The sequence below is a fragment of the Prosthecobacter fusiformis genome (assembly GCF_004364345.1).
Lineage (GTDB): Bacteria > Verrucomicrobiota > Verrucomicrobiia > Verrucomicrobiales > Verrucomicrobiaceae > Prosthecobacter > Prosthecobacter fusiformis.
In genome coordinates, this window is the sequence record NZ_SOCA01000007.1 from 1 (window position 1) to 17,047 (window position 17,047).

Annotated in this window: 14 protein-coding genes; 2 read left to right on the forward strand and 12 right to left on the reverse strand. The window is 58.6% G+C overall.

The features are described 5' to 3' along the window. Positions 1–192: 192 nt before the first annotated feature. The 9 genes from cas2 to EI77_RS16305 all read right to left on the reverse strand — a co-directional run bounded on the left by cas2 (position 193) and on the right by EI77_RS16305 (position 12,171). Positions 193–510, reverse strand: a complete 318-nt coding sequence (gene cas2 / locus EI77_RS16265; protein ID WP_133796357.1) for a CRISPR-associated endonuclease Cas2 — start codon at positions 508–510, stop codon at positions 193–195. A gap of 47 nt (positions 511–557) precedes the next feature. Then, the gene (gene cas4g/cas1g, locus EI77_RS16270) at positions 558–3,020 is read right to left on the reverse strand and encodes a CRISPR-associated endonuclease Cas4g/Cas1g (protein WP_243838892.1); all 2,463 of its coding nucleotides are present in this window, start codon (positions 3,018–3,020) and stop codon (positions 558–560) included. Positions 3,021–3,102: 82 nt separating this feature from the next. After that, positions 3,103–3,762, reverse strand: a complete 660-nt coding sequence (locus tag EI77_RS16275; protein ID WP_133796358.1) for a hypothetical protein — start codon at positions 3,760–3,762, stop codon at positions 3,103–3,105. After that, positions 3,755–5,320 (reverse strand): type I-G CRISPR-associated protein Csb2, encoded by a 1,566-nt coding sequence (gene csb2 / locus EI77_RS16280; protein WP_133796359.1) that lies wholly within the window; start codon positions 5,318–5,320, stop codon positions 3,755–3,757. Before csb2 ends, EI77_RS16275 begins: the two co-directional genes overlap by 8 nt. Positions 5,321–5,323: 3 nt before the next feature. Beyond that, positions 5,324–6,262: a type I-G CRISPR-associated RAMP protein Csb1/Cas7g gene (cas7g, locus tag EI77_RS16285; protein ID WP_133796360.1), complete on the reverse strand. Its 939-nt coding sequence runs from the start codon at positions 6,260–6,262 to the stop codon at positions 5,324–5,326. Continuing rightward, a complete protein-coding gene (gene cas8g1, locus EI77_RS16290; RefSeq protein ID WP_133796361.1) occupies positions 6,259–8,436 on the reverse strand; it encodes a type I-G CRISPR-associated protein Cas8g1/Csx17 in 2,178 nt (725 codons plus the stop codon). Before cas8g1 ends, cas7g begins: the two co-directional genes overlap by 4 nt. Before the next feature lie 10 nt (positions 8,437–8,446). Continuing rightward, positions 8,447–8,803 (reverse strand): hypothetical protein, encoded by a 357-nt coding sequence (locus EI77_RS16295; RefSeq protein ID WP_133796362.1) that lies wholly within the window; start codon positions 8,801–8,803, stop codon positions 8,447–8,449. A 21-nt stretch (positions 8,804–8,824) separates the two neighbouring features. Then, entirely contained in the window at positions 8,825–11,275 is a 2,451-nt protein-coding gene (cas3g, locus tag EI77_RS16300; protein WP_133796363.1) for a type I-G CRISPR-associated helicase/endonuclease Cas3g, read from the reverse strand. A gap of 221 nt (positions 11,276–11,496) precedes the next feature. Continuing rightward, on the reverse strand, positions 11,497–12,171 hold the full coding sequence (locus EI77_RS16305) for a vWA domain-containing protein (RefSeq protein ID WP_133796364.1): 675 nt from the start codon (positions 12,169–12,171) through the stop codon (positions 11,497–11,499). A gap of 78 nt (positions 12,172–12,249) precedes the next feature. Here EI77_RS16305 and EI77_RS16310 point away from each other — a divergent pair, with 78 nt between their 5' ends. Further along, positions 12,250–13,341: a helix-turn-helix transcriptional regulator gene (locus tag EI77_RS16310; RefSeq protein WP_133796365.1), complete on the forward strand. Its 1,092-nt coding sequence runs from the start codon at positions 12,250–12,252 to the stop codon at positions 13,339–13,341. Positions 13,342–13,361: 20 nt separating this feature from the next. On the opposite strand, the gene EI77_RS16315 is transcribed toward EI77_RS16310, so the two are convergent. From EI77_RS16315 to EI77_RS16325, 3 genes are all read right to left on the reverse strand, one after another. Continuing rightward, on the reverse strand, positions 13,362–14,093 hold the full coding sequence (locus EI77_RS16315) for a segregation and condensation protein A (RefSeq protein WP_133796366.1): 732 nt from the start codon (positions 14,091–14,093) through the stop codon (positions 13,362–13,364). A 68-nt stretch (positions 14,094–14,161) separates the two neighbouring features. Beyond that, positions 14,162–14,998, reverse strand: a complete 837-nt coding sequence (locus EI77_RS16320; protein WP_243838896.1) for a L,D-transpeptidase family protein — start codon at positions 14,996–14,998, stop codon at positions 14,162–14,164. Between the two features lie 84 nt (positions 14,999–15,082). After that, positions 15,083–16,108 (reverse strand): LacI family DNA-binding transcriptional regulator, encoded by a 1,026-nt coding sequence (locus EI77_RS16325; RefSeq protein ID WP_133796367.1) that lies wholly within the window; start codon positions 16,106–16,108, stop codon positions 15,083–15,085. A 121-nt stretch (positions 16,109–16,229) separates the two neighbouring features. On the opposite strand from EI77_RS16325, the gene lspA reads away from it, so the two are divergent. Continuing rightward, positions 16,230–16,724 (forward strand): signal peptidase II, encoded by a 495-nt coding sequence (lspA, locus tag EI77_RS16330; protein ID WP_133796368.1) that lies wholly within the window; start codon positions 16,230–16,232, stop codon positions 16,722–16,724. Positions 16,725–17,047: the final 323 nt, after the last annotated feature.

Here is a 17,047-nt window from a genome sequence, read left to right on the forward strand (position 1 = left end):
CAATGATTTTCTGAAGCTTTTGCGAGCGGTGCGGATGCTGACGGTCAGCGGGGGGAGGGAGAGACGATTGGGCGATGGGTAAAGGGTTCATCGTCAAGGTGCGAGCGGTACCAGGGGGTGGCGCTACCATGGGGCCGCTCGCGATTCAAAAGGGGGATGTCAAAGAGCAGCCGGGTCGGCCCTGGGGTGTGTTTACACCACGTAGCAGGGGGCGTCAAAGTGTGTGTAGGGCAGGCCTAACGCAGCAATGACACGATCTCCGCGGCCCTCGGACGGGCCGAGGGAGACGAAAAGCACCTGGTCCTCATCGTGTTTGATGAGGTCCTTCAGTTCGGTTTCGAGGCGCGCTTTTTCTCTTGGGTTCAGTTCGCACTCGAAGATGGAATACTGGAGATGGTTGCCATAGTTCCGGCAGGTTTTGAAGACCTTCCTCAATCGCCGGTCATTGGCGATGTCGTAGCAGACCAGGAAGGTGGTGCGTGTGCTGAGGAGGGGTTGTGGGGTGGCCATGGGAAGGGGGCGATGCGTTGGCGAGAACGGACCTGCCAAGCCTGGGCTTAGCGGGTCATCATGGGCACGTATTCGGGGATCTCGCTGGTCAGGTAGCGGGCCAGCATGCGGGCTTGCAGTTCCAGCACGCGCCGGTAGCTGGCCTTGTAGTCGAAGATGGGATGGGTCACCAGGCTGGACATGCGCTGTTCATAGGCTTGAAAAAATGCTTTGCGGCCATGGACGGTGAGGTTCACGGCTTCGCCGGCGCGCACAAAGTGGCCGGGATTGATCATGCGATTGTTCAGGGCGGTGAGCACGGCACTTTCGGCGATGAGGGGGCGAAATTCTTCCATCAGATCCAGGGCCAGTGCTGGGCGACCATGCCGGGGTTGGTGGAAAAAACCGATGTAGGGGTCAAAGCCCACCGCCAGGGCAGCCAGGGTGCAGTCTTTGGCGAGCAGGCTGTAGGCGAGGGACAGGAGGGCATTGACGGGATCTGTCGGTGGTCGGCGGGCGCGTTTGGTGAAGTCGAAAGTAAAGTCGGGGCGGTCCGCCTTTTTCACGGGCTCCAATCCTGGCAGCTCATCATCATCCGCGCCCACCTTGATCATGCCGGCGAAGTTTTGGAAGTACATGGCTGCGGCTGCACCTTCCATCCCCAGCAGCTCACCCAGGGAGCGGGCAGCCAGCACATCACCGGCAGCGCGCTTCATTTTGAGGCTGACCCCATCCGGCAGATTGACGTGGTTGCGCATGAGCTGGGTGCGATGGTTGCGGATTTTTCCATGGATGAACCGTTGCGCCAGGGCCAGGCAGCGGTGGGGATCCTGGGCGGACTGAAATTGCTCGATGCGGGTATAGACGTTCTTCAGGCCATGGCCGCGAGTGAGTCCATAAAACCATCCGCCCATGCTGAAATAGGCCACGGGGATCTCCGCTTCGCACAGCATTTGCACGGTCTGGGTGGTGATCTGGATGTTGCCGAACAAGGCCACATGGCTCAGGTCTTTGAGGCGAAATTCCCCCAGCACACTGTCCTGCTCCTTCACCACCACCACCTCTCCGCGCAGGGTCACCCGTGCACCTTGGGTGTTCAGGTAAAGCGCGCGTTCATCGTCTCGCGGAGCCATGAGCCGTCGCGGGGGCGGCATGGTGGAAAGTCGCTTGTCGGCGGACCTGTCCGGGCTGTCTGGCAGGAGTGGCGCGGTCACTCGTTTGAGCAGGCGTGTCTCATCCGGCAGGCAGACGGGGGCGAGTGAGCAGCGCACGCATTTGGGGCTGTTCATCAGGGGCGGCGGGATGCTGCGGGAGGCGGCCACCTGCCGCGCCTCGGCGATCTTTCCGATGATCCACCCTTCTAGCTCATCCGTCATCGCCAGCGGCACGCGTTGTTTTGTCGCCCGGTAATAGATCACGCCTTCATCACAGGTATAACCATTGTCCCGCAGGATCAGGATCTGGAGGCCCAGTTGCATCTTGTCCGCCTCCCACATTTCATTGCCATCTTCACCCCGGCGTGGAGCACCCAGCTTATAATCCACGGGTGTCACTTGGTGCACCACGCGTTGTTTCAGCTCCACATGCAGCAGGCGGGCGGTCGGTGCCACAGGGGCTGGCAGGCAGGGTGCATCAATGGCCGTTCCCGCTGCCGGGGGCGGAGTAATGGCGGCTGCAAACAGGTCTGGCTGATCCGCTGCGGGGCGTGATTTTTTTGACGTTCTTTTGGTTAGGTTGCACATGGTTCCGCTCTGCGTATCCAGAGGAGGACTGTCATCAGGCGGGCTAGGAGGGGACGGCATCGGAGCAGTCACACTCGGGGATGCCTCACGCTGAGCGTCTTTGAAAGATGTCACAGGCACCCAGCTGGAGCGGTCTTGCGCCACGGTCACCATCTGCACCTCGATCAAATCCATCTTTGCCAGCACGCCCAGCCGCTCGGACCCCAGGGTGGCGGAGCGTGAATGGATGGTCTCCAGCTTGGGCGATCCGTCAGCCGCCATGTCTTCCTGGGCCGCATCTGCATCGGCTATGTCCGCAGGTTGGGGTTCTTTTCCCGGCGTGGTATCCGGGGCCAGAGCAACGGCTGCCACCGCGGCAGGCTGGCTTTCTTTGCTGCCGCGCTGGGCTGCTTTGGGTGGCGGCAGATCACCCCGGCCTTTGTCCACTTTTTTGTGAATGGCGCTGCCGCGTTCCGTATCCGCACTCTCCAGGAATACGCCGTCCACGTGCTCGTAATAAAACAGGCGTGGGCAATAGACATACTCGTTCAGCATCCGCGCAGGCAGGGGTTCATCCGCCACGCGTGGGTGGAAAGCGGCCTCACTTTCCCTGCCTGTCCGCTCATTGAGCGCGGCGGGTATCGACGTCCCGGACAGGCCCTCCGAGATCGATTGCAACTCCTGGCTGAATAGGCCTAACTCAGGATGATCATCCGGGATGGGCAGCGGTTCATAGAGAAATTCCGGTTCCCACATCTCTGGTCGATGCGGATATAGCGCGCGGGCCGTACGGTAAACAGACGCTGTCATAGGCGGGAGAAGACTACTCTGGCGGGCGGTACTATGTCAGATCCGACGAGGTGCGCAAACAAAAAGCATGTAATGAAAAGTTTTAGCCGGGTTTCGTCTTCTGCACAGCCTCCGCCCATTGTACCCGGCGGAGGAAATCGCTGCGGATAAAGTCTAACAGGAAATCATTCAAGGCGCAGCAGATCACCACCAGGTTTGCCGAGGGCAGGCGATAGGGATTCGCCGTCAGGTGACCGTGGGCGAAGATGTGGCGGATGCACGCGGCCAGGGTCAGCACGGAAAAATCATGCCCGTCCCGGTAGCGGGCCAGATACATCTCATGCACCGGCAGCAGGGCCTGGGTGATGAGAAATCCCACCAGCTTATGCTCCGGGTCCTGGGCCCGGCACAGGGTCGCCAGTTCATGCACCCGCTGGCGTGGATGATGCGCAAACAGCTCTCGGAAAGGCGGGCGCGCATTCGCCAGGTCCGCATACCTTTCAAAGGCCGACCAAGTGAAAAACACCTGGGTCAGGGCATCATAACCCGTCGCCGTATCATCCGTGAATCCCTTCAGATGCAGCCCGCCAAAACAGGCCGCCAGCCTCAGCCGGTTGGCGAAGCGATAAAACTCCTGCTTCACCCCGATGAACCCCAACAACCCCATTGCATCCCCCGCCTCCTTCACCACCGCCCGTCCCCGATGAAACCCCGGCAACACCTCCTCCAAGTAAGGGTAGGGGAGTGGTGGGGCGTCAGGCATGATCGGCGGGAACGAAGAGGCCGAGGCCGAAGTGGGAACCGTAGCCAAGGGCGAGTGGGCCAGTGCGAGGTTCAAGAAATTCGATTACAAAGGCACCTGCGTCGCCATTGCCGCGTTTGCCAGCACCATCCGGGCGGGAAGTCTGGTATTGAAGACTGCGGAGCGTGCGTTGGTTCGGCAGGGTGATCTGCTTTTCTTGCCGAATACCAGCCGCAGCGTCTTCCTTGTTCAGCAGGCGCTTCAAATCGTGTCCTGCAGAGCCAATCTGCCAGCCGTTCATGACGTCAATCTTTGGGCGGCCATCACCATAGCTTTTCATGTGAAGCGTGGAGACAAAGGGAGTCAGCGAGCGCCAGACTTTGGATGCACCGAGTAATTGGCAATCAGGGAATGTGCCTGAGTCACCAATACCAATGAGCACGAGGCGGATGTCATGACCTTCGTGCCCCCAGACTTTGTTCAAGCGGCGGAGTGCGAGACGTGCGGCATGGTCAAAGCCCATCCTTGCCCAAACAGTGATGTGGGTGATTGCATCTCGGGGACCGTTTGCCTCACAGAAGATGTGGGCGTGCTGGTGGTCAGGTAGTGGCTGACCGTGCTCATCTTTGCCAGTGAAGACGGTAGCGCGGCCCTGGCCTTGATCGGACCATTTGCAAAGAGCCTTGTGCACGCGATCCGCCACGGAGACGGCTTGGGTAATGCGCGGTGCCACTTTGCTGACGACCTGATAACGGGCCACGGTATGGCGTGCGGAATCGTCACTGACAGTTTTGCGTTGCTGGGATGCCGGAGAGATGATCTGACGGCTGTAATTCACGGTGGCTGAGCCTGGAGGAAGGTTCCAGCCGACAGACTGGAGATCACCCGTGTCTGCATGAAGCGCAGTGTAGAGATCTTCCGGCACAGACGGGCTTTTGATCTTCTTCGTCTTGGGCTTTTTTTTGCCATCCGTGTCTTCCTGGGGAGCATTGGCAGCGATGAAGTCTGCACGCCATACAGTGTAGGCATCTGCTGAGACCGGAGCGAGCAAGCGTACGAGTTCTGCCCGCTTCGGCAACGGTTCGTCTTCAGCCAGTGGCACGGCATTGGCCTGGATGGCGGAGATGTCCTTCCGCAAGCGTGCTTCCACGAGGCTCTCTGCACGGCCAAAGTAGCCCATTCGCTCGGCGAGGAGACGTAGCGCTTCGAGCTGGATCTCTGGCAACTCCACCTCCCAGGCGATAAGCAGTGCATCCTCTGGGGCTAGCTGGAGGAAGGTGTCAAAGACCTTGGTCGTCTTCTCCTTTGATCCCTCCACATATGGCATGTAGTGCCTTGTGTGGCTGCCGGTGGTGGCGGGCAGTTGAAAATGAGGCAACCGTGAGGCCAGCGCGATGATTAGGCCGCTTAAAACGTCCTCCGGCACCTCAGTTCGGGCTTTCAGATGCCGGGTGGCGATGAGGCTGCGTAACAGTCGCCAAGGCGAGGGCGGCCACTCCACCGCACCTTCATTCACGTGACGGCCCCAGGGCGTGGCGTGGTAGCGCCCGGCTGGGAAACAGAGTTCTAGGATGGTCATGGCTCAAGAGTCGAAACTGACCGTGGTGAAACGCTGATCCGCTTTGCCGCCAAATGCCTTCTCGATCAGCGCAGGGAGTTCTTTTTCCAAAACCTCCAAGCTCGGCAGCTCGAAGCCCGCTTTGGGCCGGGTGACTTGCAGTTCTTCCAGATCAAGGTCGCAAGCGGTGCGGAGCCGGAGTCCTTCGTTCAGGAACTTTTGAATCTTGTAAAGCGAGATCGCGATGAGCAACGCTTCGACATCAGTGCCGAGTCCAAAGCCGCGAATCAGGGCGAGATCAAGATTGAAGAATGCGGTGATCTTACCGGTAAATTCTTCTCGGTGGAAGGGGACGTTGCCGAAGCCTTCTTTGGCCGTCTGTCCTTCATCGCCTTTCGAGGCTCTCACGCGATCATTTTTCACGCCGCCACTGGCCACTGTGCTGACCTCAGATGCCTCGATGAAACCCGTCAGTGCTCGCGGCAGGCGGATGACGCCAGCGATCTTCTCCAGGAAGATGCCGTGGATGAGCGAGTTCACATCATACTTGAGCAACGCTTTTAGCAGAGGGTCTCGGTCAAAAGGCTTCCTGTCGTCAAAGGCGATGGCTTTCTTGATCTCTTCGAAGTCCTTCGTGGTGGCAATATAGGGGCTGTTCAGTCGATGCGCTTCGAGCACGGAGTTTGTCAGCGGCTTGCCGTCCTTGCCATTTACCAGCACGGCGGGCAGCCCTTTGAGCGGTGTGACCCAGTCGTTATTCACGGTGTCCCAGCAGACGGCTTCGAGGCGGTTCGCCATGCTTTGGGCGGACTCGACAAGGAGCATTTTGGCACCTCCAGGTCCATCAAAGGTGGCGGCCCCGAGATCGGGAAAGCCGGTGGGCTGAAACCGACTGCCCTGCACAGGCTTGAGTTTGGCTTCGAGGAGGAGGCGTGGTTGGACGGCAAGCGTGGCGAGGTTCATGCGGTTTGTTCTTGGGTTTGATGTTGGAGGGTCAGTTTGAGGAGCTTCATATCGCTCGGGGAGATGGGAAAAAGCATTGCCGCAGCGGTGCGGCGGGCGGTGGTAGCTGCGACCGGCAGGTCGGTGACCAGTGGTGCCTCGCCTGAGGCACGCAGACGGCGGGCGGCGAGTCGTGAGGCTGCCTGCCCATTGCCAATGCGGGCGAGCTGATGAAGGGTCGCCTCAATGGGGATGCCGTCATTATTATGCCTGAAGCAGAGCTTCAGCAGTGCATAGAAGGAAGATGGGATGGCGCGGTGGCGGTATTCTTCGTCATCACGCCAGTCGTAGGTGATGCGCTCATCCTGCTCCTGCTCCCTGCCTTGCTTCTTCGCATATGCGACGGTCTGCCAGTCGATGAGGCTGAGTCCCCAGATCAAATCAGCTAACATAGCGGGATCAATGCGGCCTTCGATGAAGTCTGTGATGTCATCCAGCCGGGCATAACACGGAGACCAGTCTGGCCAGCCTTCGCAGCCTGCTTTCTCGACCCGGTGGATGCGACGAGCCATAATGGAGTTCAGGCAATCGGTGAGATCGCCATCGTGCCAGGTGACGTCATTGCTGGGGTTTTTCAGCCATGAAAGCCAGACGCGGTTTTCACCTGTTTTGATGTCCACCGGTTCTAACTGACTGCGGAGCCAAAATGTGCCCTTTCCGTCTCCACGACCAAGCCACGCATTCGTGCTGGCAAGTGAGGCGGCGAGACGGAACTCAGTGGTGGGATTATCAATTAACCACTCAGGCCGCAAACCCGAGAGAGGCGGGATAAATGACTCTGCTACCCAGGCGAAGCTGCGGGCGAGGGCACGCTGCGTCCGTCCTGCGGCGACGAGCAGTGCCACGCGTGCATGTGGCGAGTCATCCTGGCAGAACTCGAAAACCCTGCGTTCGATCTCGTTCAGGCCGCGAAGGACGGTAGCAGGTGCGTCATCGGCTTTTGAACGCAGGCGGCTATGCCAGGCATCAAGGTCGCTCAGAATATCCGAGTGTGCATTTCGGCGGACTCGCACACGATCCAGTGGAGTGGCGAAGTAGGCCAAGCCATTGCGCACCTGAAAGCCGTAACGCTGGAAGGCTGAGATGCCTCGGTCCACGCCGAGGCTCACTGCCGCACGGGCGAAATCCACCCCATTTTTCGCGGCACGTCCGCCTACTTGAGCACGGCCTTCGCTAAAAATGGCTCGCAGCTCGGGAAGGCTAGTTGCACGTTCCCAGAGCGGCATCCACATCTCACAGCGGGCATCTTTTTCATCTGCCATGCTGGCGCTGGCATAGCCCACCCCCGTTTGGCGGACACAGAAAGGGTATATCAGTGAGCCATCGCCACTGCTCTCCAGACGTTTCACGGACGCGGCGGCAAAGAGCAGTGCGCCTTCGATCATAAGAACGAAGTCCCATGGATTCACGGCAGAGGCCGCGTCGAAACCCGAAGTAGCATTTGCCCCGCCTGCGGCACCCGGGAAAAACTGTCCTATTGGAGCCTTAGCTGTTGAGCCAGAAGCGGCAGCGCCAAACAAGGCCGCACGCAGCCACCGCTCTGAATGCGGTGAGGGCTGACCAGTGGCACAGTCCATCAACTCAGTGATGCGCTGCATGAAGTTATTCGTGAACTCCAAACGGCCATCATTGCCGCCCGTGCCTAGCAATGGCGGAAATTTGGGTCCATCCTGGCTCAGGACGAAAACCGCATCCAGCCATCCAAGCGCATCATCGGGGAGCGTGTTACGGCAGATTTGGAGCAAGCTGGCTTTGGCTTCTCCATCTGGCTTTTCTTTGAGATCAAGCTGATTCACTGCCTGCCGGGCTGCGGTGAGACTATTCTGATAATTCAGTAGCCGCGCAGCACCGCTGGCCATGATTGCATCAATAGCCTCGCGGTTGTCCTTCTTGAAAAAGCCACTCCCACCATTCCATGGGGCGAGCACTGGCGTAGGCTGGTAGTCATGCAAAAAGAAGTTCAGCAGGCCTTTTCCATCGAAACGTGAGGTGAGGATGATCTGATCGTTGTTCCAAGCGGCGCTGGCAGATAGATCACCCTTCGGTGATTCACCGACGAGACGTAGGATGCCTAGGGCTTTCAGATAATGCGCGAGCGGCACGGGGGCGCAGCCGGAGAGAGTGAGAGTGGGCATGATTTGGGTATCAGTTGGTGGCTGGAAGCAAGGTCCAACCGCTCTTCTTCGTCCGCGTCGATGCGCGAATAAGGGTTTCCAGACGGCGCTTCGTAAAGCCAAGAATTTTGGATTGTGTAGCGATCACTCTGCATGGTGAGACTGTCGCTTTATTGAGCACGCCGTCAATAACACTTTGCAAGAGAGTGAAATAGGTGTTAGAGAAAATCTCGACACGCCCGCCTGCGATCTGCCCAGCCTTCTTCACGGATGGCAAAGGCAACTCCGCACTCCAACGAGTGCGGCTCCGTTGAAGTGCTAGAGAGTGGAATGATAATTTTCTAAAGGCTTTCATACCGCAGGTTGGGCGTGTTTCTTTTATGTGCATATTGGGTAACGCCTCAGTCGTTCAAGCCTGCCTCTCGCCAACAGCTTCCTCGGTTGCTTCTGCTGCCGAAGTCCTCATGTCCGCAGAGCGAAGGAGAGATTCCAGATAGGCTAGGGTGAAGGGACCAAGCTCATCTCGCAAAGAGATCATGCGGGCGAGCCAGGAGCGGCCGAGCTGCCCCTCTCCCATTAGCATGACGCTAAGATCGAGCACCATGGACTGCGCGGTAAGGCCGGGAACGGGCGGAAGTGCATCACCATCCCAGATGCCACGAGTGAAAAGTCGGGCGGGAGCGGTTCCATCGCCTTTTTCACCCGGCAAAGAGCGGATGGACAGGCGCACTTTGCCATGATGTGCGGCGATGATGTAGGCGGCCAAATCCCTTTGAGGAGTATCAACGGGACTGGCGATGAGAAAGGCAAGTGCGGAGGCCAGTTCATGGCGGAATCCATAGCGGTCGCAGGAAGTGACTTTGAGGGCCGACTTGGCCCTCAAGATAGCGGGCTCTTCCTCACCGCATAGCATCTTTTGGAACACGCGGTGTGCTTTGCCTGCATCATGCCAGAGGGCGGCGAGGCGCAGCAACTCCTGATCGGACTCCTTCATACACAGAGCACGAACAATGGCGTCAGCCCGCTGGATGACGCCATCCACGTGCTGCTGATAGCTCAGATCGTAGCGCGCGAAAGTGCTGTAATCGTCAGGATAGCCCTCAGGCGACATGCTCAAGGCGGGCGGATGAGCGGTGGGCTTCGTTTTACTATCCCCGGTCCAGCCAAGAGCATCCGCGTAGCCGCCGCTGCTGACGTGGAGCAGATACACTCCACCAGGTCGGACAACTTTGCTAGATTCCCATTTTTTATCGAGGGCGTTCCAGTGCCAGGCGCTGGCTTTGTCGCCTTTCAGAAATTTCGAGGCATCGCCGATGGAGACGCGACATAACTCAGAGCGTTGAGGCTGCGGCTCTGCGACAGCAGGCGCGTCGCTGCTGAAATCTCGCCAGAAAAACTGTACGTCGCTGTCCTCCCCATCGCGGATGTAGCGGGAGATGTCGAGATCCTGGCCGCAGAGATCGGGCGTGGTGTCGAAGAGGTCTAGCAAGTCCCGGCGGCGGATGACAGGTCGGATGATTTTTTCCCCCTCGACACGAACGCCGCTCAAGCTCTGCGGACTGGCATCTGTGAGCGACTGGAGGGCGGCGCGAGCTTTGTCGAGTTCTGCCTTCGTATAGGGCAAAGCGAGGTCATCTTTGTCATTCTTCAGTTCGAAGTCGATCCACTGCACAGCAGCGTCATCTTGGTCAGCACGGCGATTGCACCGGCCTATGCGCTGAACAAGCGAAGACCATGGAGCCAGCTCAGAAATCAGCAGCCGCGCCGAGACATCCACACCGGCCTCAACCGCCTGGGTGGCAATGACGATGCGGTCTCCCTCGCCAAACAGCAGCCGCGTGTGCCGATCCCGATCCACCGGGCGAAAACGGGAGTGGATGAGTGCGACGCGAGCGGAATCGACAAGCGGAGGAAGACTCTGTTTGCCCTTCTTTTCAGGCGTGGTGAGCGCCTCATAAACTTCACGGGCACGAGCCACGCGGTTCAGTATCACCAGAGTGAGTGTTCCTTCGCGGTGTAGCTTGTGTATGTAAGTGGCAAGCTGCCGGGCATAGCCAGACTTGTTGCTGGCGCTCAGTTTCAGTGATGCCGCGCAGAGCTGCTTTTTGGCATTAATGAGTGCAAAGGGTCTGCCACTGGCCTTCTCCTCATCACTCAACATAAGTTTTGGCCATCCATTCGTCGGCATGGGGTGATCTACCGTGGCGAGACGTGCATCCTCCAGCGTTGCACTCATCCACCATGTCTGACACGGGCCATACTGAAGCCACTTTGCAAGATGACGGAAGCCATCGAGCTGGGCGCTTGTCTCGACACCAACCCCCATAAGTTGAGTTTCATCTAGCACCCAAAGGCAGTCATTGTTCAGCAGACCGAAGTGCATGGGCCAGCGGTAGCGGCTCATGCCGTAACCGCGATTGAGGGTACGGCTGAGAAGCATGTCCTGGGTGCCGATGAGGATGGCGTCTTCTTCGGGGTAGAGGTCCCAGGGATCGGCATCCTCGCCGCCCATGAGGATGTGGAGGCCGACCTTTCCTGTGTGCGGCTCTTTGCCATCCCAAAGCAGTCCATGAGCCTCCAACCACTTCTTTGCTTCATCTCGTGTTTGCTCCACGAGTGTGCGCATGGGGAGGCAGTAAACGAGACGGCGGGGCCATTGGTTTCGATGGTCAGCTTGGGGATGTCCGACACGGTTCCAGAGCCAGGCGAGGACGACGGCGGCGGTTTTTCCGAGGCCGGTGGGGATGCTGATGAGGCGGCTTTGGCAGGGTTCGGCGGCTAGGCGAGACTGGTAGTCGTACGGCTGGCGATCTGGGCCGCTGGCGGTGGAGAAGAAGGTGCTGAAATCGGGGGCGGGCATGGCTTGGGGAATGGGGTCAGTTCATGCGGGGGGCTTCGGTTTTAAAGGGGGATGTCACACCGAGACGAAGATAAAGTGGCGGGTGGGTTTTTGCTTGAGAAGGATGCCTGAAATACGAGGATTTAATAAGAATCTATGTTTTGGGAATATTGGCAATCCATTAGAATGAGAATTTTATTTTTAAGGTGGATGGATATGATGATTTTTTTAATCAGCGGGGGTTATTGAGGTTTTTTCTCTTCTTCTTGGACGATTTCTTCGAGGGTTTTGGTGTCGTCGGCCTGGGCTTGGGCGTCCATTTGGCCGCTGGCTTTCATGCGGATGGAGCGGATTTTGCGGGCCATGGCGCTGCCGGTGGTTTTCATGCCCCGGGGGGTAAAGTCCACGGTGCCGCTGAGGGAGATGTCCATGCGCAGGGAGGCGGCGGTGGCGATGGCGTCCTGATTGGCGGCGAGGAAGAGGAAGTCCCAGTTTTTCTGGTCGCGGTAGAGGCGGATGAGGTCGCTGATGTGCGGGGTGGTGTATTGATGGGAGGCGTTTTCCTGGCCGTCGGTGAAGATGGCGAGGATGACTTTGCCGGGGCGGCTGGACTCGGGGAGGGCTTGGATGCGGCGGTCGGTCTCCTGGATGGTGCGGCCAATGGCGTCGAGGAGGGCGGTGCTGCCACGGGGGATGTAGGTGGCGGCGGTGAGCTGGGGGACGTCCTGGATGGGGCAGGCGGGGATGGGGACTTCGTAGGCGTCGTCAAACTGGATGAGGGTGAGGCGGGCGTCGCCAGGGACATCGAGCTGGGATTTGACGAAGTCGTTGAAGGCGGCGATGGCGGGTTCCTGCATGGGCTGCATGGAGCCGGAGCGGTCGAGGATGTAGGCGATTTCTGTGAGGTGGAGGTTCATGATCTGGTGGGAGGATGCATGAGGGGGTGGGACATTCGTAGGGTGACAAGTGAGGTTTTTTGATTATTATTGCTTAAGATGTCCAAAACGTTGTTTCCTGTGAAATCTGTGATTGCCACCGATGGCACGGCGATGCCGGTGCGGACGGGTGTGAGCCGGCCTGCGCTGTGGCGGATTTTGGAGATCCATAAGATCATCCGGGCGGGGCGGTATCCGAACTGCTCGTCGCTGGCGAAGGAGATCGAGGTGACACGGAAGACGATCCAGCGGGATGTGAGCTTCCTGCGGGAGCAGTGGGGGCTGCCGCTGGAGTATGATGCGGAGAGGAACGGGTATCATTATACCCAGGAGGTACATGAGTTTCCCATGCTGCATCTTTCGCGGAACGATCTGGTGGCGTTGTTTCTGGCGCGGCATGCGCTGGAGCCTTTGCGCGGGACGGGGCTGGAGCGGATGCTGGCGGCGAGTTTTAGCAAGATCGCGGAGGCGTGTCCGGGGGAGGTGTCCATCCAATGGCATGAGCTGGACGGTGCTTTTTCAGTCAAGGCGATGGGGGTGCTGGCGGCGGATGTGAGGCTTTTCAGCGATCTTTTGGACGCGGTGATGGCGCGACGGGAGGTGGCTTTCGACTACTGCAAGCTGACGGCTTCAAAGGCGGAGCGGCGGACGGTGCAGCCGTATCATGTGGGGCAGATCGAGCATGGATGGTATGTGCTGGCGTATGATCCGGGGCGGCAGGGGATGCGGACGTTTGCGCTGCAGCGGATGACGAACCTGGAGATGCTGGGGACGACCTTTGTCCGCGATGCCAGGTTCGATGTGAGTGATCACCTGGGAGGCGGATTCGGGGTGTGGAGTTATGAAGGGCAGGAGGGCGGGCCGCATGCGGTGCGCATCCGTTTTGAGGGATATGCGGCCAGGGTGGTGGCGGAGCGCTCCTGGCATCCCTCCCAAGAGATCAAGGAACTGGACAAGGATGGGGATGTGATTGAATTCCACGCGACTCTTTCTGGCCTGGAAGAAGTGACGCGATGGGTGCTGAGCTGGGGCAGCAAGGCGAAGGTGCTGGGGCCGCCAGAGCTGAAGCGGCGGGTGCGGGAGGAACTGGTGAAGATGATGGCGGACGGGGCTGAGCCTCCATGGCAGGCAGGAGTGCCCGCCTCACTTTAACCGCTGAGCCAGGCCACCTTTTAGATCTGCGGGCGGATGACGACGATGTCTCCGAGCATCTGCTCCTGCTCCACCATGAGGTGGTTTAGCTTCATGAGCTCCAGCATGGCCAGGAAGGTGACGATGACCTCGACACGGGAGGCGGCGGTGCTGAAGAGGGAATCAAAGCGGACGCGTCCGCCCATGGGGATGGCCTCCAGCAGGTGCTCGATCTTGTCGGCGACGCTGTAGCGGTCGCTGACGATCTCGCGGATGTCGGTGGTGTTTTCGAAGCGTTTGAGTACTTTTTGGAAAGCGCGGATGAGGTCGAAGATGCCCACCTGGCCTGCCACATTCGGGGCGGGGGCGGAGAGGTCCGGCAGCTCGGGGGTGGTGGCGAAAAATTCGTCGGCTTTGACTTCCTGAGTGCCGAGGAAGCTGGCCACGTCTTTGAACTTTTTGTATTCGACGAGCTGGCGGATGAGCTCCCAGCGCGGATCTTCCTCATCGGCGTCTTCATCGGGCGGCTGCTGCGTCTGGGGCAGGAGCTCGCGGCTTTTGATGTACATGAGGTTGGCGGCCATGACGATGAACTCGCTGGCCACCTCGATGTTGAGCATCTTGAAGGTGTTGATGTAATCGAGATACTGCTTGGTGATGCGGCCGATGGACACATCATAGATGTCGATCTCATCCTTTTTGATGAGGTACAGCAGCAGGTCGAGGGGGCCCTCGAAAATCTCCAGTTTGACCTTGTAATCCTTGTCTTCCACCGGCGGAGCTTATGGGCAGGACGGGAGGAGAAGCGAGGAGAAAATGCTGCGTGAAATTAATGATCGGGCTATTCGCGAATGCGATAACGGCCATCTCGGAGGGTGACTTGGGGAGGTGCGTTTTGAGTTTCGAAGGCGGTGTATCCGGGCTGGAGTTCACGCCAAAACGGGGCATGCGGATGTTCCGCAAATTCGGCCAGTCGCTGATCCGTCAGTGGAAAAGGGAAGGTATGGACGGGTACTTCCGGCTGGCCTTTTTTGAGGGCGGCGTCCACGATGAGGTATATCTCTTCGATGAGGGGATCGGTCATGGCAAAGCAGCCGATGCTGACTTCATTGCCATGGACCATGATGAAGGTGCCCGTGCGGCCATGATGCTGGTCATAGGCATTGGGATAGCCGATGTTAAAGGAGAGGTGGAAGGTGCTGCCGGGATTCAGGGAGGCCGGCGTGACGGAATAAAAGCCTTCGGGGGCCTGGCCGTCGCCTTCTTGCAGTTTGGGACCCAGCGTGCCGGACATGGCTGCGATGGGATAGGTACGAAAGAGCTGCCATTTTCCACCTGCCTGCATCCAGAGTTCCAGCTCACGGGTTTCTTTGAAGATGCGGATGAAGGCGGGGGCACCCAGGCGGAGCCCCTGTTTTTCCAGGAGTGCTGCCAGCGGGGCCTGCACGCGGTCTTTGACATGGGCCAGGCGCTCGTCAGGCTTCAGTGTGCGCCACTCATCAGGCGGTGGCGGGGCAGGGTAGGGGAGTTTCATTTTGGCGGAGCCGGTCCAGAGGGCAGTGAGATCTGGCATCTGGATGAGTGGGCTGCAATCTGCGCAGGCTGTCCCCGTGTGGCGTCCGCTCAGCAGCGCCAATGCGGCGGAAAGCGGGAGCATGACCCAGAGGATGTTTTTCATGTTTTGAGAGGCCAGGGCGGATGGCGTGCGGATGCCCCAAGGGGAAAGGGATCCTCTATAAGATAGCGATGCCGGGGTATTTGATCAAACTTCGCGCACATTGCGCACGGTTTTTCCGGGCTGCCATTCGCCTGCGGTCATGACGATCTTGGGATGGGCGGGAATGCCGCGCTCGTTTTGCTGCTCCTGGGCGACGAGCAAATCCACGGCGGCTGCGCCGAGCACCTCAGCCTGCTGATCCACCCCCGTGATGTCCGGGCTTTCCATCTGCCAGTCCAGGGTGACGAGGCCCAGGTCCTGCGGGATGTTTATTTCCTCCAGCCAGTCGCCCGCATTTTGGCCATTGCGGATGATGGCATCTGGCCGGGCGCGGGCTAACCAACGATGGAAATCTTCACGCGTCAGTTCCCGGCGCAGGCCCAGCAACTCAGCCGCCTGTTTTAAGGGCAGCGGATGATGCGCCAGGAAGCTGGCTGACCAGGCTCCAAACATGCGTTCATTGACGATGCTGCCTCCATAATAACCGATGCGTTTATAGCCCAGTTTTTTCAACTGCCGCATGGCGGTCATCATGCCCAGGTAGTGATGATGATGCACGCGGTGCAAAGCGGGCCGTGCATAACCGAGGCCGATGACGACGCTGCTGAATTTTTCCCAGCGCATGGAGACGTGGCCGCGGCTGCGGGAGATGAGCGGGGAAAGGATGAAGCCGGGGATGCCGCGCGCCTCCAGGATGTCCGAAAGCCGACGTCCGGTCATGCCTTTGGCGGAGAGGTAAAATTCATCCAGTTGAAAGCCGAGCTGGTCGGCCCGCTGCCGGGCACCCTGGATGAGCTGCTGCGACCAGGGGGAGAGGGAGATCTCTGAGACTTTTCTTTCGGCCCAGACAAAGGCCAGCGTGCGCGGTGCGTGCGTCCTGCGCTTCTGCCGCATGTGAGTCATCAGCTTGGAGATCTCCGGATCTGGCCGATAGCCGAGCGCAGCAGCGGTTTCCAGAATACGGGTCCGCAGGGTATCCTCCACATGGCGCTCCCCGCGCAGAGCCCGGGAGACGGTCATCTTGGAGATACCCAACTGATCGGCGATGGTCTGGAGGTTGGGACGGCTCACGATGAGGAGCCTGAGTATGGGCTGGGGACCGGAGCCTGCAAGATCATCTGTCCATGACGGCTGAGGCTTGTGAATTCTGGCGGGGCGTTTATGGGAGAGGCTGTCACTTCAGTTCCCAACCATGATCCGCCTCCTGCTTTTCCTTTCCGTCCCTTTATACATCCTCGACCAGTGGTCGAAACTTTGGATTGTGAAACACTTTGAGCTGCATGTGACGGAGCAGGAGGTCATTCCAGGAATTTTCTGGCTGCATCACACGGCGAATACGGGCGTGGCCTTTGGCATGTTCAATGGGACCGAATACGCCAATTACGCCTTTGGGGCTATTTCGCTGACTGCGCTGACAATCCTGACGGTGATGTATCGGAAAGGCCTTTTCCCTGGGATTTTGAGCCGCCTCTCGGTGGCGCTGCTCGTCGCTGGGATTTTTGGAAACCTGACGGACCGGCTGCTGCATGGTTACGTGGTGGACTTTTTGAGGTTTGATTTCGGCTTCCGGCCTTTCAATCCGTGGCCATCATTCAATGTCGCAGATTCCTGTGTGGTCGTCGCTGCGATCCTTTTAGCCATTGCTTCGTTTACAGAAGCCACTCCAGCGAAAGACAAAAAAGCCTAGCCGCTCACACTCTCTCATTATTGACCTCCTATGAAGGCCGCCCGTTTGGGCGGCCTTTTTTGTGTTCATATTCGATCATTCGATGAGCAGCAGGTCTGAATGGTGGGCTTGAGGGCGGTCAGAGACAGAGCTGTGGGAGTGCGGAAGGGAGTTCAGGGGGCGCCGATCGGTGTTTATCAAGGGTGCACTAGCTGTGATTTCAAAAAAACAGCGGTTTTAACACGCTGGAATCTATCGCATTTATTAGAAAAATCGGCAAAACTTGTTAATAAACTCTAAATGTTTTTAAATTATGATAAATGATAATTATTTTATTCTATGGG

Excerpts from the sequence above, each read along its gene's own strand:
- cas7g (WP_133796360.1), bottom strand. The coding sequence starts at position 6,262 with ATGAACCTCGCCACGCTTGCCGTCCAACCACGCCTCCTCCTCGAAGCC.
- cas3g (WP_133796363.1), bottom strand. The coding sequence starts at position 11,275 with ATGCCCGCCCCCGATTTCAGCACCTTCTTCTCCACCGCCAGCGGCCCA.
- cas4g/cas1g (WP_243838892.1), bottom strand. The coding sequence starts at position 3,020 with ATGACAGCGTCTGTTTACCGTACGGCCCGCGCGCTATATCCGCATCGA.
- EI77_RS16310 (WP_133796365.1), top strand. The coding sequence starts at position 12,250 with ATGTCCAAAACGTTGTTTCCTGTGAAATCTGTGATTGCCACCGATGGC.
- EI77_RS16305 (WP_133796364.1), bottom strand. The coding sequence starts at position 12,171 with ATGAACCTCCACCTCACAGAAATCGCCTACATCCTCGACCGCTCCGGC.
- EI77_RS16275 (WP_133796358.1), bottom strand. The coding sequence starts at position 3,762 with ATGCCTGACGCCCCACCACTCCCCTACCCTTACTTGGAGGAGGTGTTG.
- EI77_RS16295 (WP_133796362.1), bottom strand. The coding sequence starts at position 8,803 with ATGCACATAAAAGAAACACGCCCAACCTGCGGTATGAAAGCCTTTAGA.
- cas2 (WP_133796357.1), bottom strand. The coding sequence starts at position 510 with ATGGCCACCCCACAACCCCTCCTCAGCACACGCACCACCTTCCTGGTC.
- EI77_RS16320 (WP_243838896.1), bottom strand. The coding sequence starts at position 14,998 with ATGAAAAACATCCTCTGGGTCATGCTCCCGCTTTCCGCCGCATTGGCG.
- lspA (WP_133796368.1), top strand. The coding sequence starts at position 16,230 with ATGATCCGCCTCCTGCTTTTCCTTTCCGTCCCTTTATACATCCTCGAC.
- cas8g1 (WP_133796361.1), bottom strand. The coding sequence starts at position 8,436 with ATGCCCACTCTCACTCTCTCCGGCTGCGCCCCCGTGCCGCTCGCGCAT.
- csb2 (WP_133796359.1), bottom strand. The coding sequence starts at position 5,320 with ATGACCATCCTAGAACTCTGTTTCCCAGCCGGGCGCTACCACGCCACG.